Origin of the sequence: Nocardioides sp., from assembly GCF_036274455.1 — a bacterium.
Classification (GTDB): Bacteria; Actinomycetota; Actinomycetes; order Propionibacteriales; family Nocardioidaceae; genus Nocardioides.
Genome location: NZ_DASUFR010000187.1, coordinates 1 through 4,580 on the forward strand (window position 1 = coordinate 1; position 4,580 = coordinate 4,580).

Genomic DNA, 4,580 nt, shown 5'->3' on the forward strand with positions numbered 1-4,580 from the left:
GGTGAGGTAGGGCACGACCCCGAGCCACAGGAAGAACGCCGGCGCGTCCGCGTCCAGCCCGGACCCGGTCAGCCGCTCGAGGAACGGCTCGCGCTCGAAGTCCACACCGACGAAGGACACCGTGTCCGGGACGGCGATGCCCGCCTCGGCCAGCCGCTCGCGCTTCCACTCCCCCGTGGCCGGGAAGTCGACCTCCCAGAACCGCAGGTCGGCGTGCGGGTTGCGGTAGGCCGAGGTGTCGAGGCCGGCCCCCAGCACCACCGCCTGCCGGGTGCCGCGGGCGTACGCCGCGGCCAGGGCGTCCTCGGCGTACCGGTGCCGGACCGCGATGAAGATCCGGAGCCGCGAGCGGTCGGGCCCGTGCTCCAGCCCGGCCAGGATCTCCTCGCGGTCGCCGAGGATCCGCCACGCCAGCGGGTCGTCGAAGACCACCGGCCGGTCGAGCTCGGGGTGCAGCGCTCGCAGCACCGCAGCCCCGAAGGCGGTCCGGCTCGGCTCGCCCTCACGCACCGGCGCGCGGCCTCACTGGCCGACCACCGGGCCGATCACTGGCCGAGCCTCGCCAGCTCCTCCTGCACGATCCCGGGGTCGAGCTTGGTGAAGATCGGCGTCGGCTTCTCGACCTTCGCGCCGACCTTGACCGGCCGCGACTCCCAGGCCGGCGTGGCGGAGTAGTCGCCGGTGATGACCGGGTAGAAATCGAGCCCGGCGCCGTTGTCGGGGTCGAGCTCCTCGACCGTCTCGACCCGCGGCATCGGCATGAACTCGCCGTCGCCGCCGAGCGCCAGGTGGACCTTGTTGGAGGAGTGCGGCAGGAACGGCGAGAGCATCGTGTTGCAGTCGACCACGCACTGCGCGGCGACGTGGAGCACGGTGGCCAGCCGCTCGCGCTGCGACTCGTCCTTCATCTTGTAGGGCTCGGTGAGGGTGAGGTACTTGTTCACCTCGCCGACGACCCGCATGGCCTCCGCGATGCCCTGGCGCAGCCGCTGCCGGGCGACCAGCCCGCCGACGGTGTCGAAACCGGCGCGGACCGCAGCCAGCACCGCCTCGTCCTCGGGGTGCAGCTCGCCCGCGGCCGGGATCTCGCCGAAGCTCTTGGCCAGCATCGTTGCCGTGCGGTTGACCAGGTTGCCCCACCCGGCCACCAGCTCGGAGTTGGTCCGGGTCACGAAGTCGGCCCACGTGAAGTCGGCGTCCGACGTCTCCGGGCCGGCCGCGCAGATGTAGTAGCGCAGCGCGTCCGCCTGGTAGCGCGAGAGCATGTCGCCGACCAGGATCACGTGGCCCCGGCTGGTGGAGAGCTGCTTGCTCTCCATCGTCATGAACTCCGACGACACGACCTCGGTGGGCAGGTTGAGCGTGCCGAACCGGCCCGGCTCGCCGCCCCGGTCGCCCGCGCCGTTGTAGCCGAGCAGCTCCGCGGGCCAGATGACCGAGTGGAAGACGATGTTGTCCTTGCCCATGAAGTAGTAGGAGACGGCCTCCGGGTCGTTCCACCAGTCCCGCCACCGGTCCGGGTCGCCCAGCCGGCGGGCCCACTCGATCGAGGCGGACAGGTAGCCGATCACCGCGTCGAACCAGACGTAGAGCCGCTTGTTGGGCTGGTCGGTCCACCCGTCGACCGGCACCGGGATGCCCCAGTCGATGTCGCGGGTCATCGCCCGCGGCTTGAGGTCCTCGATCAGGTTCTGGGAGAACTTGATGACGTTGGGCCGCCACGTGCCCGACGCCTCGCGGCCGGCGATGTAGTCCTGCAGCGCCTCGGCGAGCGCCGGCAGGTCGAGGAAGAAGTGCTGGGTCTCGACGAACTCCGGCGTCTCGCCGTTGATCTTCGACCGCGGGTTGATCAGGTCGGTCGGGTCGAGCTGGTTGCCGCAGTTGTCGCACTGGTCGCCGCGCGCCTCGCCGTACCCGCAGATCGGGCAGGTGCCCTCGATGTAGCGGTCCGGCAGCGTGCGCCCCGTCGACGGCGAGATCGCGCCGAGCGTGGTCTGCTCGACCATGTAGCCGTTGCGGTGCACGCCCTCGAACAGCTCCTGCACGACGTTGTAGTGGTTACCCGTCGTCGTACGGGTGAACAGGTCGTAGGACAGCCCGAGGTCGACCAGGTCGTTGACGATCACCGCGTTGTTCTTGTCGGCCAGCTCGCGCGCGGTGACCCCTTGGTCGCCCGCGGCCACCAGGATCGGCGTCCCGTGCTCGTCGGTGCCGGAGACCATCAGCACGTCGTGGCCCGCCATCCGCATGTAGCGGCTGAACACGTCGGAGGGCACGCCGAAACCGGCCACGTGGCCGATGTGGCGCGGGCCGTTGGCGTACGGCCAGGCGACGGCGGACAGGATCTTGCTCACGGAGACCAGCCTAGGAGTCGGAGTTCCGGGGCCGCGACAGCGTTGATTCGGGACTTCTGCCGGTCGAGTCGGGAAGTCAAGAAGTCAAAGCGGCCGACTCGACCGGCAGAGGTCCCGAATCAACGCCTAGCTGAAGTCGAGCTTGCGGTTGCGGGTCCGCTTCAGCTCGAAGAAGTAGGGCACCGACGACAGTGTCACCGAGGCGTCCCAGATCTTCCCGGCCTCCTCGCCGCGCGCGATCTGGCTGAGCACCGGCCCGAAGAACGCGTGACCGTCGACGGCGATCGTGGGCGTGCCCACGTCGGTGCCGACCTGGTCCATGCCCACGTGGTGGCTCTTCTTGACCGCCTCGTCGTAGGACGGGTCGTCGTAGGCCGCGGCCAGGGCGACGGGTACGCCGATCTCCTCGAGCGCCTCCTCGACCAGCGCCCGGTCCATCTTCTCGCGTCCCTCGGTGTGCTTCTTGGTGCCGAGAGCGGTGTAGAGCTCGGCCAGCTTCTCCTGGCCGTACTCCTGCTCGACCGCCATGCAGACCCGCACCGGGCCCCAGGCGTCCTTGAGCCCCTCGCGATAGCTCTCGGAGATGTCGTCCTTCTCCTCGTTGAGGTAGGCCAGGCTCATGATGTGCCAGGTCACCTGGACGTCGCGGACCTTCTCGACCTCGAGCATGGTGCGTGAGGTGATCCAGGCGAACGGGCAGCGAGGGTCGAACCAGAAGTCAACGTTGCTCATGTCAACCATCAACCGCGCCGGCCCTCATCTATTCCGCGACCTGTTCCACGTGCTGTTCCGCGTCGCATGGCATGTGCGGTGACCTCTCGGGCAGCACCGAAACCCGTGATGTCGCGATCCGGTCACGACTGGACCACTGGTCCCCATCCGCGTGGCCGGGCTCACACCACGGGTGGCAGGATCTCCGCATGCCTGGAACCAACCTCACTCGGGACGAGGCGGCCACCCGCGCCTCTCTCCTCGACGTCACGTCGTACTCCATCGACCTGGACCTCACGACGGGCGACACCACCTTCGGCTCCACGACCACCATCGTGTTCAGCTGCCGTGAGCCCGGCGCCTCGACCTTCGCCGACCTCGTCGGCGCGACCGTGCACGAGATCACGCTCAACGGCGAGAGCCTCGACACCTCGGCGTACGCCGACAGCCGCATCGCCCTGAGCGGGCTCGCCGCCGAGAACACCCTCGTGGTCAAGGCCGACTGCACCTACTCGCACACCGGTGAGGGCCTGCACCGCTTCGTCGACCCTGCCGATGACCGGGTCTACACCTACTCGCAGTTCGAGGTGCCGGACGCCCGCCGCGTCTACACCACCTTCGAGCAGCCCGACCTCAAGGCTCCCTACACGTTCACCGTGAAGACGCCCGCCGGCTGGGTCGCCTCCTCCAACGCCGCCAGCCCCGAGCCGCTGCCGCTCGAGGGGGATACGGACGGCGCCCTGCTGTGGCGGTTCCCCGCGACCAAGCCGATGTCGACCTACATCACCGCGCTGGTCGCCGGCGAATATCACACGGTCTCCAGGACCTACCACGGCGCGCACGGCGAGATCCCGATGGGCCTCTACTGCCGGCAGTCGCTGGTCGAGCACCTCGACGCGGACGAGCTCTGGAAGATCACCGAGCAGGGCTTCGCGTTCTTCGAGGACAAGTTCGGCTACCCCTACCCGTTCGGCAAGTACGACCAGCTGTTCGTGCCGGAGTACAACATGGGCGCGATGGAGAACGCCGGGTGCGTCACCTTCCGCGACGAGTACCTCCCGCGCAGCCGCCAGGACCGCTCGTTCTACGAGTTCCGGGCCGAGGTGATCCTCCACGAGATGGCCCACATGTGGTTCGGCGACCTCGTGACCATGAAGTGGTGGGACGACCTGTGGCTCAACGAGTCGTTCGCCGAGTGGGCCTGCTACCACGCCGAGGCCCTCGCGACGTCGTACACGGACGCCTGGACGGGCTTCACCAACGCCCGCAAGCAGACCGGCTACCGCGCCGACTCGCTGCCCTCGACGCACCCGATCGCCGCCGACAACGTCGACCTGCACGCCGTCGAGGTCAACTTCGACATGATCACCTACGCCAAGGGCGCGGCGGTGCTCAAGCAGCTGGTCGCCTGGGTCGGGCTCGACCCCTTCCTCGCCGGGCTCAAGCAGTACGTCCACGACCACGAGTTCTCCAACACCGAGTTCTCCGACCTGCTCACGGCGCTCGAGAAGGCCT

4 protein-coding genes are annotated in these 4,580 nt (G+C 68.8%); 1 reads left to right on the top strand and 3 read right to left on the bottom strand.

What is annotated here, in order from left to right:
• The 3 genes from VFV89_RS18880 to VFV89_RS18890 all read right to left on the bottom strand — a co-directional run.
• A partial coding sequence (locus VFV89_RS18880; protein ID WP_329707514.1) for a class I SAM-dependent methyltransferase occupies positions 1-510 on the bottom strand: 510 nt, incomplete at its 3' end.
• Positions 511-545: 35 nt separating this feature from the next.
• Positions 546-2,354: a methionine--tRNA ligase gene (gene metG, locus VFV89_RS18885; RefSeq protein ID WP_329707515.1), complete on the bottom strand. Its 1,809-nt coding sequence runs from the start codon at positions 2,352-2,354 to the stop codon at positions 546-548.
• 126 nt (positions 2,355-2,480) lie between these two features.
• Entirely contained in the window at positions 2,481-3,086 is a 606-nt protein-coding gene (locus VFV89_RS18890; RefSeq protein WP_329707516.1) for a DsbA family protein, read from the bottom strand.
• Between the two features lie 188 nt (positions 3,087-3,274).
• On the opposite strand from VFV89_RS18890, the gene pepN reads away from it, so the two are divergent.
• Positions 3,275-4,580 (top strand): aminopeptidase N (gene pepN / locus VFV89_RS18895; RefSeq protein ID WP_329707517.1); only part of this gene is annotated, 1,306 nt, incomplete at its 3' end.

What these genes read in the sequence shown, in the direction of transcription:
- VFV89_RS18890 (WP_329707516.1), bottom strand. Translation starts at nt 3,086, where the DNA reads ATGAGCAACGTTGACTTCTGGTTCGACCCTCGCTGCCCGTTCGCCTGG.